Consider the following 15,090-nt stretch of genomic DNA (forward strand, 5'->3'; position numbering starts at 1 on the left):
TCGAATCCGAAGCCAAATCGAAAGTCCGGAACCGCGTCACCGGGCTGGATAACACTCCGTTAATCGTGCGCGCCGCGCCGGATTGAGCTAGGCAAGAACGCATCCGATTTCTACCGCGTCGTTTGCGCAGTTCAGGGACATGCCGTGACGGTCATCGACTTTACCGCCTTCATCGGCCGCCTTGCGACCGCATCCGGCGAAACCATCCTGCCGTTCTTCCGCACCTCGCTCTCGGTCGACAACAAGAGCTCGAACGATTTCGATCCGGTCACCGAGGCCGACCGGGCGGCGGAAGCCGTGATGCGGCGGCTGATCAAGTCGAACTTCCCCCAGCACGGCATCGTCGGCGAGGAGTTCGGCAATGAGCGCGAGGACGCCGACTATGTCTGGGTGCTCGATCCGATCGACGGCACGAAATCCTTCATCGCCGGCTTTCCGATCTGGGGCACGCTGATCGCGCTGCTGCACAAAGGTACGCCGGTATTCGGCATGATGCACCAGCCCTATATCGGCGAGCGCTTCTCCGGCGACAACGGCTCGGCGCACTACTCCGGCCCGTCGGGCGAACGGCGGCTCTCGGTGCGGCGCTGCGCCTCGCTGAAGGAAGCGACCGTCTTCACCACGAGCCCGCTGCTGATGAATCCGGATGACCGCGCCCGCTTCGGCCGTATCGAGAATACGGCGCGCCTGTCGCGCTATGGCGGCGACTGCTACTCCTATTGCATGCTCGCCGCCGGTCATCTCGACCTCGTGGTCGAGACCGAGCTGAAGCCTTACGACATTGCCGGCCTGATCCCGATCATCACCGGCGCCGGCGGCGTCGTCACCACCTGGGACGGCAAGCCGGCGCAAAGCGGCGGCCGAATCATCGCGGCCGGCGACCCGCGCGTGCACGAAGCGGCGATGAAGCTTTTGAACGCCTGAGTTCCCTGCCTGATTCTTGAGTTGCCGGGCGTCTGATCTGCGCCCATCCTGACCGCAACCAGAAAAGTCAGGGATGGGCGACATGACGATGCGCGGCAGGCTGCTGGCAGCCCTTCTCCTGCTTCTCGCGCCCGTCACGGCTTTCGCCCAGGATTTCCCGACCAAGCCGCTCCGGCTGATCGTGCCGTTCCCGCCCGGCGGGCCGAACGACATCATCGCGCGGGTGATCGGGCAGAAGATCTCGGAGCTCGCAAGGCAGCCCGTGATCGTCGACAACCGCGCCGGCCAGGGCGGCGTGCTCGGCACCGACGCGGTCGCGAAGGCGGCGCCCGACGGCTACACGGTGGCGATCGCGAGCGCCGGCGCGCTGGCGATCAGCCCCAGCATGGAGAGGGTTGCCTACGACACGCTGAAGGATCTCGCGCCGGTGACGCTGGTCGCGACCGTGCCGGAGATGCTGGTGGTCGCCGCCAACGTGCCGGCGAGGAACATGAACGAACTGGTCGCGCTCGCCAGGGCGCAGCCGGGCAAGCTGAACTTCGCCTCCTCCGGCCCCGGCAGCCTGCCGCATCTCGCCTGCGAATTGTTCAAGCTGACGGCCAAGATCGACATCGTGCACGTGCCCTATCGCGGCGCCGCGCCGGCGGTGAACGACCTGTTGGGTCAGCAGGTGCAGATGACCTTCCTCGACCTGCCGGTGATCCTGCCGCAGATCAAGGCGGGCGCGCTGCGGCCAATCGCGCTCGGTGGGCGCGAACGCGCGCCGACCGCGCCCGACGTGCCGACCACCGCCGAGGCCGGCATGCCCGACCTGGTCATCGAGAACTGGTACGGCATGGTCGCGCCCGCACGCACGCCGCCCGCGATCGTCGCAAGGCTGAACCAGCTCGCCACCGCGGCGATGGCCGATCCGATGGTCAAGCAGAAGCTCGCCGAGCAAGGCCTGACGCTGGCCGGCGACACGCCGGAGCATTTCCGCGACTTCATCGCCGCCGACATCAGGAAATGGGCGAAGGTGATCCAGGACGCCGGCGTGGTGACGACGAAATGAGCCAGCCGTCAGCGCTGCGCTTCGGCGCGCAGATAGTCCACAAGTTGCTTGGCCGCCCGCGGCAGCGCCTTGAAGCTGCGCGCGCAGATCGTCAGCCGGCGGTTGGCCCAGGCGTCGCGGATCCTTATCGTCGTGATCGGCATCGACGCCGCGCAGCGCCGCGCCGCGGTCTCCGGGATCACGGCGATGCCGACATCGGCGGCGACCATCTGGCAGATCGCGTCGAAGCCGCGCAGGCGGGCGCGGAAGCGCAGCCGCGCGCCGAGCTTTGCGGCATGCCGCGAGATATGAACCTGCAGCGCGGATGTTGCCGTGAGGCCGACGAAATCGCGGCCGACCACTTCCTGGAAGTCGATCTGGCGGCGGCCGCCGAGATCGCCGCGCCGCGACGCCACCAGCATCAAGCGGTCCTCGCTGAACAGGAAGCGCTCGACGCTGTCGGGCAGCGCGTGCTCCGCGGCGAAGCCGAGATCGGCGGCGCCGCTGGCGATCGCGGTCGCGATATCGGTGCTCTCGCGCTCCTCGACATCGACGCTGATATCGGGATGCTCGTGCAGGAAGGCCGCGAGCGCGCGCGGCAGATGCTCCGACAGGCCCGAGGTGTTGGCGAGCAGCAGCACGTTGGCGCGCACGCCGCTGGCATAGGCGGCGAGATCGCTTTGCAGCGCCTCGACATTGTGGATCACGATGCGGGCGTGGCCGAGCAAGCTCTCGCCCGCCGCAGTAAGTTCGACGCCGCGGCGGCCGCGCTTGAGCAGCGCGACGCCGAGCGCTTCCTCGAGGCCCTTGATCCGCTCGCTGGCCGAAGCCAGCGCAAGGTTCGCGCGCGCCGCGCCCTGGGTGATGCTGCGCGCATCGGAAACCGCGATGAACAATTGCAAATCGGTCAGGTCGAACCGCATGACGTTTCCCACCCCATACCTTCGGGTCGTCCGAAGGCTAACTCCGTAACCTCCAGATTGTGCCGTTCGCATCGATCGGTCAATGTGCCGCCATGGTCGACCATCTCCTGATCTTCATCGCTTTCGCCTTCCTGCTCGCCGGCTTCGTCAAGGGGACGCTCGGCCTCGGCCTGCCGACGGTCGCGATGGGGCTGCTCGCAACCACGATGGCGCCGGGCCAGGCGATTGCTATCGTGATCGTGCCGGCGATCGTCACCAATATCTGGCAGACCTTCGTCGGCCCCTATCTGCGCGACATCATCAAGCGGCTGTGGCCGTTGATGCTCGGCACCGTGGCGGGCATCTGGATCAATGCCGGGCTGCTGACCGGGCCTTACGCGGCCTACGGCACCGTGGTGCTGGGCGTGCTGCTGGTGATCTACGCGATCGTCGGCCTGAGCCGCTTCAGCTTCAAGGTCGCGCAGCGCGACGAGAAATGGATCGGCGGCATCGTCGGCGTCATCACCGGGCTGATCTCGGCGGCGACCGGCGTTCAGGTCATCCCCTCGATGCCGTTCATGCAGGCGATCGGCATGGAGAAGGACGAACTGGTGCAGGCGCTCGGCGTGTTCTTCACCACTGCGACCGTGGCGCTCGCGTTCAACCTCACGGCATCGGGCCTGCTGACGGCGGCCACCGCGCTGCCGGGCGCTGTCGCGATGGCGGCGTCGTTCACCGGCATGTTCATCGGCCAGGCGGTTCGCACACGAATGCACCCCGAAGTGTTCCGCCGCTGGTTCCTGATCTCGATGATCCTGCTCGGCATCTATCTCGCCGGCAGTGCACTGCTCAAGATCCACGGCTAGAGCGGCAAAGCCAGAGCGCCAAGGCGCGAGCTAGCGCGCCTCCAGCGTCGCGACGCGGACGCCGAGGTAGATGAAGAGCGCGCCGAGCGAGCGGTTGATCCAGGCGATCACGCCGGCCGATTGCCTGATGCGGCCGGCAGCCCGCGCCGCGAAGGCCGCAAGGCCAAGGCACCACAGCGTGCCGCCGGTGATGAAGATCAGCCCGAGCACCAGGAAGGCGAGCGTCTTGTGCGGCGAATCAGCCGCCACGAATTGCGGCAGGAAGGCCAGGAAGAACAGTGCCACCTTGGGGTTGAGGATATTGGTCAGCGCCCCCTGCCAGAACACGCGCGAGATCGAGGTCTCGCCGCCCTGCCCGGCGATCTCGGCGATCGGCTTGGCGCGCGAAAGCAGCATCTGCAGGCCGGTCAGCACCAGATAGGCCGCGCCGACCAGCTTGACGGCCAGGAACGCGGTCGACGAGGCCATCAGCAGCGCCGACAGGCCGATCGCCGCGCCCAGCACATGGACCAGGCAACCGCAACTGATTCCGATCGCCGCAGCGGCTCCGCCGCGCCATCCGAGCTGAATCGTGCGCCCGATGATATAAGCGGTATCCGGCCCCGGTGTGACGTTGAGCAGCAGCCCGGACAGGACAAACAGCCAAAGTTCGTGAATTCCCAGCATGGCAGTGAGATTAACCTATGCAAGTAACCGCCCGGAAAGGATGATCAGCCAGCCGGCGCCATCCCAGCGACACACGAATTCAGTAGAGAAACGACTGTACGATCCGTTGGTCGCATGCCAATTCCTGCTACTATGCATTATAGGTGCCTGCAAACCGGGCTTCCGCCGGACCCGGCCTGTCTTGTAAGTATCGGATTCGGTCACCTCGGCTAAGTGGCCATTCCAGGGCACAGGAGACATGGAAAGACGGCTAGCTGCCATTCTTTGCGCTGACATCGCCGGCTATTCCCGCATGATGGGTGCCGACGAGGCGGGGACGCATGCCTCGTTCAAGGCGCACCGCAGCGCGATTTACCCGATCATCCTCAACCATGGCGGCCGAATCGTCAAAAACACCGGCGACGGCTTCCTGCTGGAATTTCCGAGCATCATCGGCGCGATCGAGGCCGCCGTCGCGATGCAGACCCTGATGGCCGAGCGCAACGAACATCTGCCGGCCGACCGCGCCATGCACTTCCGGATGGGCGTCCACATGGGCGACGTCATGGCCGACGAGGACGAGGTGTTCGGCGACGACGTCAACATCGCAGTCCGTCTCGAGACGGTCGCAACGCCCGGCGGCATCGCGGTGTCGGACAAGGCCCGCACCGAAGCGGGACGGCGGCTTGCCGTCACCCTCGTCGACGCCGGCCCGCACCGCTTCAAGAACATCGCCGAGCCGGTCAATGTCTGGACCTGGGCGCCGGCCGGATCCGATGCCCAGGAGCAGGTTCCGGACGACGGCCCGCATCTGCCGGGGCAATACCGGACCGCAATCGTCGGCGTGCTGCCGTTCGACAATCTGAGCGGCGGCGCCGACGAATATTTCTCGGACGGCCTGACCGAGGACCTGATCCATGCGCTGTCGCTGCAATCCTTCTACCGCGTGCTGAGCCGCAACTCGACCTTCGCCTACAAGGGCAAGAACGTCTCGACGCGGCTGATCGCGCGCGAGATCGACGCGACCTATCTGATCCAGGGTTCGGTACGGCGCGCCGGCAACAAGATCCGCGTCTCCGCCGAGCTGATCGCGCCCGAGAAGGGCGAGCAGCTGTGGACCGGCCGCTACGACCGCGACATGGGCGACCTGTTCGCGATGCAGGACGAGATCACCGCGAATCTCTCCGCCGCCGTCGCGCAGGAGATCTATCGCGCCGAAGCATCGGCACCGGCGCGCTCGCCGAACGCCGAACTGACGGCGTGGGATCGCTTCCTGAAGGGGCTGTCGCACTACTATCAGCAGACCAAGGACGATTGCGAAACCGCGATCGCGCTGTTCAAGGAGGCGATCGAGCTCGACCCCGCGCTGTCGATCGCGCGCGCCTATCTGGCGCTGATCCAGATCCAGAGCATCCAGTTCGGCTGGATTCCGAGCACGCGCGAATTGTGGGCCTCGTCGGTCAGCCTGGCCGAGAGCAGCGTGCGGCTCGACCCGCGCTCCTCGTTCGCGTTTTCGCTGCTGGCCTATCTGCACGCGATGCAGGGCCATTACGAAGCCGCGATGGACGCCATCAAGCGGGCGATCGAGCTCAACCCCTACGACATGGGCGCGCGCGGCGTTCTGGGAATCTGCCACATGGTGATCGGCGATCATCGCAAGGCGGTCGATCTGTTCTCGACGGCGGTCCAGCGCGGCAACAGCGACCCGCGCTACCAATGGGCGGCGCTGAACGCATTCAGCCATTATCTGCTCGGGCAATATGACGCGTCGCTGTCGTGGTCGCGCGAGGGGCTGTATCTGAACCCGAACCATCTGCAGTGCCTTGCGGTGCGCACCGCAGCGCTCGCCCAGCTCGGCCGCGCCGACGAGGCCGCGCAGGCGGCCGAGGCCCTGCTCGCCAACCATCCCGAGCTGACGGTCGAGCGTCACTTGCGCAATTTCCACTGGAAGAACCCGGCCGACATCGCGCATTATCGCGACGGCCTCTTGAAAGCCGGCCTGCCGTTCGGCAAACTCGCTCTGGTTGCATCCACCTCGAAATTCGCCGTCGACTCCTGAGCGAATTCATCCACCGGTAATGGATGCTTTTTAAGCTGAAGCTTTTCAGGATGTGGTTTGATGTCCGATACGGCTGCAAGCGCGGCGCCCGCCCCGCAGATTTCCCCCGACAATCCCTGCCCGTTCCTGCGGGCGCTCGTCGCCGGCAACTATGTCGGCGGCCATATCGTGCCGCTGCCTGAACTGACCGGGACCATCGGGCGCGCAACCGGCAAGACCGGGTTCGAGGGATTCACCGCGCGGGCGAAGATCTTCATGGTGGCGCAGATCGCCAACGGCCTCGGTCCTTTCAGCCAGCTGCGCAGCCTGTTCCAGGGCGCCATTCTCGACGCGCTGCGCAACGGCCCGCTCGACAAGCACGGCGCCGGCTCGCGCATCCTCGACCAGCACGCGGTGGTCCATGAGGACGAGATCGCGCGGCTCGCGACCTTCGGCAGCGACTACAAGGCACCCGACGGCAGCGTCGAACGCGGGCTGTCGGCCGCCGAGATCAAGACGTTCATGGCGGCGAACTTCCAGCGCGCCAAGGACGAGCATCCGCCGTCCTACGGCATCCTGCACTGCTACTATCCGCTCTTGATGCTCGGCGAGTGGCCGGTGCTGCTCGACATCATGGGCAAGGGCGAAGGCAAGAACCGCTATCTCAGCGTCGCCGAGGTCAGGACGCTGTTCGTGGACAAGCGCTTTCCTGACCGGATCGTCGCGCTGCTACAGCGCTAGATTTTTGTTGGACGCGTTTTCTTCACGCGAACCGGTTTCCCCTTCGCTCGAAAACGCCATGTTTCACTTGAACAGCGGCGTGCCCGGCACGAACGCATCGAACGCCGCCCAGAATTGGCCGCGGTAGCGGTCCTGCTCCTGCAGGATCTCGTGCTTGGAGCCGGCGATCACGAGATGCGAGCCGGCGCGCAAGTGATAAGCGAACTCCTCGATCGCGGCCGTCGACACCACCTCGTCATTGCTCGCCGCCAGCATCAGGATCGGCTGGCGGATTTCCGACGGATACGACGTGCCGCGGAAGGTGCGCATCGCGGTGAACGCGGTGTCGGCCCAGGCGATCGTCGGCGCCGCGATGCCGAGCGTCGGATCTTCTTCCAGGATCGCCGAGTTGCGGGCATGGCGCACCGGATCGCTGGTCACGGGATTGCCGATGAAGGGCGCGAGGCCGACCAGTTCGTCGCTGCCGCCGGGAACATAGCGGCCGCCCTGCCCGGCCAGCCGCATGATCCGAAGCAGCGCGCTCGGGAAGAACGACACGCGGCGGCGCGGCAGGTCGATCATCGGCGCCGACAGCACCATGCGGTCGAACCAGCGCTTGCCGGCATGCGCGAGGCGCAGCATCACCGCACCGCCCATCGAATGCGCCAGCGCGAAATAGGGCGGCGGGCAATCCGGCAGCACCACCTGCTGCACGAAGGTCTCGACGTCGACCTCGTAGTCGGCGAAGTCGCGCACATAGCCCTTGCGGGGATCGCGCAGCCGCCGCGACGAGTGGCCCTGCCCGCGCCAGTCGATCATCGCCACCGCAAAGCCGCGGTCGCGCAGATCGCGCACGGTCTCGAAATATTTTTCGATCATCTCGCCGCGCCCGCCGAACACGCAGACCGTGCCCTTGCGGCCGGGCGGCGGCGCCCAGCGCGCAAAGCGCAGCTCGGCCCCGTCTGGTGTCTTGATGGTGCCACTGACAACGTCGTCCGGAACCGGGTTGGCGGGAATCGAGACGAGCGTCATGAAGGGGACCGGAGTGGTGAGACAGGGTGGAGATCAAGGACGCCGGCGCCGAAAAATGCGACGCGGTTTCCGCCTCTTGAACGCGACGTGACCCCTCCCATATCACCTTCGTGCAGGCCGCTACCAGTGCTTCGGAACCGAAACATCAGGCTGCACACATCTAAGCCCGGCCCGATGGCGGGCGGGTAACTGAAACAGTCGCTCAATGGAGGACTATTCCTATGCGTAGCTACGACCTCACTCCGTTTTATCGTTCCACCGTCGGCTTCGACCGCCTCTTCAACCTGCTCGATCAGGTGACCTCGGACGGCAGCCCCGGCTATCCCCCCTACAACATCGAGCGCACCGGCGAGAATGCTTACCGGATCAGCGTTGCAGTCTCCGGCTTCTCGCAGGCCGAGCTTTCGATCGTCGCGAAGGAGAACACGCTGACGATCAAGGGCGAGAAAACCGCCAACGAGAACTCCGGCAACGGCGCCGAAGTGCTCTATCGCGGCATCGCCTCCCGCGCCTTCGAGCGCGTCTTCCAGCTTGCCGACTTCGTGCAGGTGAAAAACGCTTCGCTCGAGAACGGTCTGCTCCACGTCGATCTCGTCCGCGAGATTCCCGAGGCCAAGAAGCCCCGCAGCATTCCGATCGGCGGGGGCGAGAAGGCTCCGCAGGTCGTTGACGGCTCGGGCGGCAAGGTCGCCGCCTAAGCAACAAACCCCGCGTCAGCAGATATTGGCTGATCGCGAAAACGCCCCGGGAAACCGGGGCGTTTTTTGTTGCCGTCAGTCCGTAGCCCGGATGAAGCGAAGCGCAATCCGGGAGGGTCGTGCCGCCGGGAACGTCCCCGGATTTCGCTCCCCATCCGGGCTACGGATCTCACTCCAATCCCTGCACCTTGGGCATTGCCTGGGTCGGCAGGATCGCGGGCGCGGGCGCCGGCGGCGGAGCACCCTGACCGACGGTCGGAGCCTCGGCTTGCTGGACGGCTTGCGGCGCAGCCTGGGCCTCAGCCGGCTTCGGGGCTGCGGCCTGCTCGGCCGTCGCGGGTGTGGCTGCCTGAGCAGGCTGCGGCGTGGCCGCCTGCGGGACGGCGGCCTGGGCCGCCGGGGCCGGAGCCTGGGCTGCCGCCGGCGCTTGGGCAGCCGCCGGAGTCTGGGTCGCCGGAACCTGAGCCGCCGGAACCTGGGCCTTGGCCCCCAGCGGGTTCCGCTTCGGCACCGGCACGCGGCTGGCAACATGCGGGATCGGGAGTGGCGGGCGCGGCACCCGGGCCTGGATCGGCCGCGGCATCGGCCCGACGGGACCATCGGTCGCGCTCATTTCCTCTTCGTAATTGTCGCCGAGCCGGGAGGCCGGCGTGAAGCGGATGATGTGCCCGTCACGGGCATCGATCACCAGCCGGCCGTCGTCGCCGCCCTGGTCGATCACCGAGATCGTGTAGACGAACCCGCGCTGCCGGGGCGCGCCAAGTGGCAGATAGCCGTTCTCGCGGAGCACGGTATAGACCTCGACCGGCGGCAACAGGCTCGGGACCCGGCCAAAGCGCGGCGGCGGCGGAACCTCGGGCATGGCGGCATAGGGCCCGTCCATGTCGGATACCCTGACCAGAAGCGGGCTGCCGATCCGGGCGGACGTCGCCAGCTGGGCCTCGGCCGAGGCTGCGCTGAGCGCGAGGGCGGCGGCAGCAACCGAACCTGTGAACAACTTCATCGCCGTAACTCCTGTCTGCCCCGCCCTGGAGCGTTTCCGCTCTCTTGCCGGCTTGCCCGGGGCAAAACTTCAGTTTCAAATTCGGCGGTCCTTGGTCCCTCCTTGGGCCAGATCACGGCGTGTTTGCTTCGAATCGGGGGCGCCTCATGCCCGCCGAGCCGTTCGATCCGAGCATGCGGGCGAGGACTTCCTCGCGCTTGTGTGATAGACAAAAATTTGGCAAGGTCTAAGTTAGGACAGTAAAGCTGTCTCAATTTCGAGGCCATCCCGGCATAGGGATTGCAACGAGACCTCGGCGCCCCGAGCTCCGAGAATGCTGCAGGCAGGGCCGTCCCTCAGGGGACGTTGAAACGCCCGTCGTCTGAATTTAGGAAAATGCGGCTCGCGGCGGACGAGCGGTGGCCCGGTGGGTGCCGCAACGTCCAAGGTGCGCCAAATATGGTGGGGCCCTTACGAAAGGGAGAGGACACATGAGCGGGTCGGAATTCGAGCGCGAAAACATCGTGGCAGGAACGCTGTCGGCGACCGCGGACTCGAAAGCCGCCGAGCCCGCGCGTGAGTTGCATACTTGGCGCCCGGAAGCCGAAGGCCTGTTTGATCCGAGCCTGGAAAAGGATTCCTGCGGCGTCGGCTTCATCGCCAACATCAAGGGCCAGAAGTCGCACCAGATCGTCTCCGACGCGCTGAACATCCTGTGCAACCTCGAGCATCGCGGCGCCGTCGGCGCCGACCCGCGCGCCGGTGACGGCGCCGGCATCCTGGTGCAGATCCCGCACGCCTTCTTCGCGCGCAAGACCGCAGAGCTCGGCTTCAAGCTGCCGCAGCCCGGCGAATACGCCATCGGCGCGCTGTTCATGCCGCGCGATGCCGCGTGGCGGAACGTGATCAAGAGCATCATCGCCGACGAGATCAAGAACGAGGGCTTCAAGCTGCTCGGCTGGCGCGATGTGCCCAGCGACAATTCCTCGCTCGGTGTCACCGTGAAGCCGACCGAGCCCTACCACATGCAGGTCTTCATCGGCCGCAATGGTGCGGCCAAGACCGAGGACGATTTCGAGCGCCACCTCTACATCCTGCGCAAGTCGATCTCGCAGGCGATCTATCAGCGCCGCGACCGCGGCATGGCGGGCTACTATCCGTGCTCGCTGTCGTGCCGCACCGTGATCTACAAGGGCATGTTCCTCGCCGACCAACTCGGCAAGTACTATCCCGACCTGCATGAGGCCGACTTCGACAGCGCGCTGGCGCTGGTGCATCAACGCTTCTCGACCAACACCTTCCCGACCTGGTCGCTGGCGCATCCGTACCGGATGATCGCCCATAACGGCGAGATCAACACGCTGCGCGGCAACGTCAACTGGATGGCGGCTCGGCAGGCGTCCGTGCATTCGGAGCTCTACGGCAAGGACATCAGCCGCCTGTGGCCGATCTCCTATGAAGGCCAGAGCGACACCGCCTGCTTCGACAACGCGCTCGAATTCCTGGTGCAGGGCGGTTACTCGCTGCCACACGCCGTGATGATGATGATTCCGGAAGCCTGGGCCGGCAATCCCCTGATGGATGAGCAGCGCCGCGCCTTCTACGAATATCATGCCGCGCTGATGGAGCCGTGGGACGGCCCGGCCGCGATCGCCTTCACCGACGGCCGCAAGATCGGCGCCACGCTCGATCGCAACGGCCTGCGCCCGGCGCGCTACCTCGTCACCAAGGACGACCGCATCGTGATGGCGTCCGAAATGGGCGTGCTGAAGATTCCGGAGGACCAGATCGTCACCAAGTGGCGGCTGCAGCCCGGCAAGATGCTGCTCGTCGACCTCGAGCAGGGCCGCCTGATTCCCGACGACGAGATCAAGGCCGACCTCGCCAAGAGCCATCCCTACAGCGACTGGCTGCATCGCACCCAGATCCAGCTCGAGGAGCTGCCGGATGCGCCGGCCAAGGGCGTGCGCTCCAACCTGCCGCTGCTCGATCGGCAGCAGGCGTTCGGCTACAGCCAGGAAGACATCGCGATCCTGATGACGCCGATGGCGGCCACCGGCGAGGAAGCCGCGGGCTCGATGGGCAACGACACGCCGATCTCGGCGCTGTCCGACAAGCCGAAGCAGCTGTTCACCTACTTCAAGCAGAACTTCGCGCAGGTGACGAACCCGCCGATCGATCCGATCCGCGAGGAAATCGTCATGAGCCTCGTCTCGATCATCGGGCCGCGGCCGAACCTGTTCGACCTGCAGGGCGTCGCCTCGACCAAGCGCCTCGAGGTGCGGCAGCCGATCCTGACCGACGCCGATCTGGAAAAGATCCGTTCGATCTCCGACGTCGCCGAGACCCATTTCAAGTCGCGCACGCTCGACACCACCTTCCACGCCGGGTTCGGCGCGGCGGGCATGGAGCAGGTGCTCGACGAGCTCTGCGCACGCGCCGAGGGCGCGGTGCGCGAGGGCATCAACATCATCATCCTGTCGGACCGCATGACCGGCACCGACCGGATTCCGATCCCGTCGCTGCTGGCCTGCGCCGCCGTGCATCATCACCTGATCCGCACCGGCCTGCGCACCTCGGTCGGCCTCGTCGTGGAATCCGGTGAGCCGCGCGAGGTGCATCACTTCGCCTGCCTCGCCGGCTACGGCGCCGAAGCGATCAACCCCTATCTCGCGTTCGAAACCATCCTCGCGATGAAGGACCGGCTGCCCGGCGCGCTCGACGACTACGAGATCGTCAAGCGCTACATCAAGTCGATCGGCAAGGGCCTGCTCAAGGTGATGTCCAAGATGGGCATCTCGACCTACCAGTCCTATTGCGGCGCGCAGATCTTCGACGCGGTCGGCCTGAAGGCGGACTTCGTCGCCAAGTATTTCGCCGGCACCCACACCCGCATCGAGGGCGTCGGCCTCGGCGAGATCGCCGAGGAGACCGTGCGGCGCCACACCGACGCGTTCGGCGACGGCCAGATCTACAAGAGCGCGCTCGATGTCGGCGGCGAATATGCCTACCGCACCCGCGGCGAGGACCACGCCTGGACCGCGGAATCGGTCTCGACGCTGCAGCATGCCGTGCGCGGCAATTCGCAGGAGCGCTACCGGGCGTTCGCCAAGATCCTCAACGAGCAGTCCGAGCGTCTCTTGACGCTGCGCGGCCTGTTCCGGATCAAGGGCGCCGAGGACGACAAGCGCAAGCCGGTCAAGCTCGAGGACGTCGAGCCGGCCAAGGACATCGTCAAGCGGTTCTCGACCGGCGCGATGTCGTTCGGCTCGATCTCGCGCGAGGCGCACACCACGCTCGCGATCGCGATGAACCGGATCGGCGGCAAGTCGAACACCGGCGAAGGCGGCGAGGAGTCCGATCGCTTCAAGCCGATGCCCAACGGCGACTCGATGCGCTCGGCGATCAAGCAGGTCGCCTCGGGCCGGTTCGGCGTGACGACGGAATACCTCGTCAACTCCGACATGATGCAGATCAAGATGGCGCAGGGCGCCAAGCCCGGCGAAGGCGGCCAGCTGCCCGGCCACAAGGTCGACGCGACGATTGCCCGCGTCCGGCATTCGACGCCGGGCGTCGGCCTGATCTCGCCGCCGCCGCATCACGACATCTACTCGATCGAAGACCTCGCTCAGCTGATCTACGACCTCAAGAACGTCAATCCGGACGGCCAGGTCTCGGTGAAGCTGGTGTCGGAGGTCGGCGTCGGCACGGTTGCCGCAGGCGTCGCCAAGGCGCGCGCCGACCATGTCACGATCGCGGGCTTCGAGGGCGGCACCGGTGCCTCGCCGCTGACCTCGATCAAGCATGCCGGCTCGCCGTGGGAGATCGGTCTTGCCGAGACCCATCAGACGCTGGTGCGCCAGCAGCTGCGCAGCCGCATCGCGGTCCAGGTCGATGGCGGCTTCCGCACCGGCCGTGACGTCGTGATCGGCGCGCTGCTCGGGGCCGACGAGTTCGGCTTCGCCACCGCCCCCCTGATCGCGGCGGGCTGCATCATGATGCGCAAGTGCCACCTCAACACCTGCCCGGTCGGCGTCGCGACCCAGGATCCGGTGCTGCGCAAGCGCTTCACCGGCCAGCCCGAGCACGTCATCAACTACTTCTTCTTCGTCGCTGAGGAAGTCCGCGAGATCATGGCGCAGCTCGGCTACAAGACGTTCGACGAGATGGTCGGCCAGGTCCAAATGCTGGACCAGACCGCGCTGGTCTCGCACTGGAAGGCCAAGGGCCTCGATTTCTCCAAGCTGTTCGTGCGGCAGAAGGAGGAGACGGGCCAGACGATCTATCACTCGGAGAGCCAGAACCACCATCTGGAAGCCGTGCTCGACCGCCGGCTGATCGAGAAGGCGCAGGCCGCGCTCGATCGCGGCGCCCCGGTCAAGATCGAGGAAGAGATCAACAACACCGACCGCTCCGCCGGCGCGATGCTGTCGGGCGCGGTGGCCAAGATCTACGGCCATGCCGGTCTTCCGCTCGACACCATCCATGTCGGCCTGAAGGGCACGGCGGGACAGGCGTTCGGCGCCTGGCTCGCCAAGGGCGTCACCTTCGAGCTCGAGGGTGAAGGCAACGACTATGTCGGCAAGGGCCTCTCGGGCGGCTGCATCATCGTCAAGCCGCCGAAGATCTCCGGCATCGTGCCGGAAGAGTCGATCATCGTCGGCAACACCGTGATGTACGGCGCGATCGCGGGCGAGTGCTACTTCCGCGGCATCGCCGGCGAGCGCTTCGCGGTGCGCAACTCCGGCGCGGTCGCGGTCGTCGAGGGCGCCGGCGATCATTGCTGCGAATACATGACCGGCGGCATCGTCGTGGTGCTCGGCAAGACCGGACGCAACTTCGCGGCCGGCATGTCCGGCGGCATCGCCTATGTGCTGGACGAGGCCGGCGACTTCGACAAGCTCTGCAATCTTTCGATGGTCGAGCTCGAGCCGGTGCTGTCGGAGGAGATGATCAACGCCGACACCTACCACCACTCCGGCGATCTCGAGGCGCATGGCCGGGTCGACGTGTTCCAGAACCTGCTCGACTCCGATGTGGAGCGGCTGCACGTCCTGATCACGCGTCACGCCAAGCTGACCGGTTCGAAGAAGGCGGCGGAGATCCTCGCCGACTGGAAGAGCTGGCTGCCGAAATTCCGCAAGGTGATGCCGGTGGAGTACCGCCGCGCGCTGAAGGAAATGAAGGCCAACGCCGACGCCGAGCCGAAGATCGCGATCGGCGCGTAAGCCTGAAAGACCCTCATGGTGAGGA

Annotated in this window: 11 protein-coding genes; 7 read left to right on the top strand and 4 right to left on the bottom strand. The window is 66.1% G+C overall.

Going from position 1 to position 15,090, the window contains the following annotated elements:
- Positions 1-144 precede the first annotated feature (144 nt).
- Positions 145-924 (top strand): histidinol-phosphatase, encoded by a 780-nt coding sequence (gene hisN, locus J2R78_RS11480; protein ID WP_225648361.1) that lies wholly within the window; start codon positions 145-147, stop codon positions 922-924.
- Positions 925-1,006: 82 nt separating this feature from the next.
- On the top strand, positions 1,007-1,975 hold the full coding sequence (locus J2R78_RS11485; RefSeq protein ID WP_253604443.1) for a tripartite tricarboxylate transporter substrate binding protein: 969 nt from the start codon (positions 1,007-1,009) through the stop codon (positions 1,973-1,975).
- An 8-nt stretch (positions 1,976-1,983) separates the two neighbouring features.
- On the opposite strand, the gene J2R78_RS11490 is transcribed toward J2R78_RS11485, so the two are convergent.
- Complete coding sequence (locus J2R78_RS11490; RefSeq protein WP_076827672.1) at positions 1,984-2,877, bottom strand: LysR family transcriptional regulator; 894 nt, start codon at positions 2,875-2,877, stop codon at positions 1,984-1,986.
- A 92-nt stretch (positions 2,878-2,969) separates the two neighbouring features.
- Between J2R78_RS11490 and J2R78_RS11495 the strand changes: the two genes are divergently transcribed.
- Positions 2,970-3,722 (top strand): sulfite exporter TauE/SafE family protein, encoded by a 753-nt coding sequence (locus J2R78_RS11495; protein ID WP_253604445.1) that lies wholly within the window; start codon positions 2,970-2,972, stop codon positions 3,720-3,722.
- Between the two features lie 30 nt (positions 3,723-3,752).
- Here the strand turns inward: J2R78_RS11495 and J2R78_RS11500 are convergent, their stop codons facing one another.
- Positions 3,753-4,388: a LysE family translocator gene (locus tag J2R78_RS11500; RefSeq protein ID WP_253604447.1), complete on the bottom strand. Its 636-nt coding sequence runs from the start codon at positions 4,386-4,388 to the stop codon at positions 3,753-3,755.
- 238 nt (positions 4,389-4,626) lie between these two features.
- Between J2R78_RS11500 and J2R78_RS11505 the strand changes: the two genes are divergently transcribed.
- Both J2R78_RS11505 and J2R78_RS11510 read left to right on the top strand, forming a co-directional pair.
- Positions 4,627-6,426 carry an adenylate/guanylate cyclase domain-containing protein gene (locus tag J2R78_RS11505; protein WP_057016253.1) on the top strand — a complete coding sequence of 600 codons (1,800 nt, stop codon included), beginning with the start codon at positions 4,627-4,629 and terminating at the stop codon, positions 6,424-6,426.
- 60 nt (positions 6,427-6,486) lie between these two features.
- Positions 6,487-7,146 carry a hypothetical protein gene (locus J2R78_RS11510; RefSeq protein WP_253604448.1) on the top strand — a complete coding sequence of 220 codons (660 nt, stop codon included), beginning with the start codon at positions 6,487-6,489 and terminating at the stop codon, positions 7,144-7,146.
- A 63-nt stretch (positions 7,147-7,209) separates the two neighbouring features.
- On the opposite strand, the gene J2R78_RS11515 is transcribed toward J2R78_RS11510, so the two are convergent.
- Complete coding sequence (locus tag J2R78_RS11515) at positions 7,210-8,157, bottom strand: alpha/beta fold hydrolase (RefSeq protein WP_253604450.1); 948 nt, start codon at positions 8,155-8,157, stop codon at positions 7,210-7,212.
- A gap of 221 nt (positions 8,158-8,378) precedes the next feature.
- Between J2R78_RS11515 and J2R78_RS11520 the strand changes: the two genes are divergently transcribed.
- Positions 8,379-8,855: an Hsp20 family protein gene (locus J2R78_RS11520; RefSeq protein WP_092087522.1), complete on the top strand. Its 477-nt coding sequence runs from the start codon at positions 8,379-8,381 to the stop codon at positions 8,853-8,855.
- Between the two features lie 169 nt (positions 8,856-9,024).
- Here J2R78_RS11520 and J2R78_RS11525 read toward each other — a convergent pair whose 3' ends face one another.
- Positions 9,025-9,858, bottom strand: coding sequence for a hypothetical protein (locus J2R78_RS11525; protein WP_253604452.1), 834 nt, complete (start codon positions 9,856-9,858; stop codon positions 9,025-9,027).
- Between the two features lie 470 nt (positions 9,859-10,328).
- Here J2R78_RS11525 and gltB point away from each other — a divergent pair, with 470 nt between their 5' ends.
- Positions 10,329-15,065 carry a glutamate synthase large subunit gene (gltB, locus tag J2R78_RS11530; RefSeq protein ID WP_253604454.1) on the top strand — a complete coding sequence of 1,579 codons (4,737 nt, stop codon included), beginning with the start codon at positions 10,329-10,331 and terminating at the stop codon, positions 15,063-15,065.
- Positions 15,066-15,090: the final 25 nt, after the last annotated feature.

It is taken from the genome of Bradyrhizobium sp. USDA 4538 (genome assembly GCF_024171045.1).
In the GTDB taxonomy this organism is placed as follows: domain Bacteria; phylum Pseudomonadota; class Alphaproteobacteria; order Rhizobiales; family Xanthobacteraceae; genus Bradyrhizobium; species Bradyrhizobium australafricanum.